The sequence below is a fragment of the Paraburkholderia sp. SIMBA_053 genome, assembly GCF_046534895.1.
Taxonomy (GTDB): Bacteria; Pseudomonadota; Gammaproteobacteria; order Burkholderiales; family Burkholderiaceae; genus Paraburkholderia; species Paraburkholderia caledonica.
This window is the reverse complement of record NZ_JAWRXU010000807.1, coordinates 1-267: the sequence shown is the minus strand read 5'-3', so window position 1 is coordinate 267 and position 267 is coordinate 1. Positions and strand designations below refer to the sequence as shown.

The 267-nt window shown below is 36.3% G+C and carries 1 protein-coding gene; it reads right to left on the bottom strand.

Going from position 1 to position 267, the window contains the following annotated elements:
• Window positions 1-189, bottom strand: a 189-nt coding sequence (locus tag SB753_RS37805; RefSeq protein ID WP_410805253.1) for a hypothetical protein, incomplete at its 3' end; no start/stop codon positions are given.
• Between the last annotated feature and the right edge of the window lie 78 nt (window positions 190-267).

Genomic DNA, 267 nt, shown 5'->3' with positions numbered 1-267 from the left:
CCTTATAGATGATTTAATACCCTCCACCTCTGATGCTAACTGGTTATAAAAACCTTCTAACCTTGAATATCGTTTTTCTTGCTTTCGACCAAAGATTACTGTTGCTAGAGCTCCCCCAACATTAGGGATCAATTGAAGCCCAGCTTCAATGATTAAATCTTTAGAAACCCCGTTATCCCTATCTTTCATTTTTCCACCCTATATTATTTCCTGTTAATTTATAAAGAATCACAAACCACCTTCCATCTTTAGCGTTAGCTTTTTCCA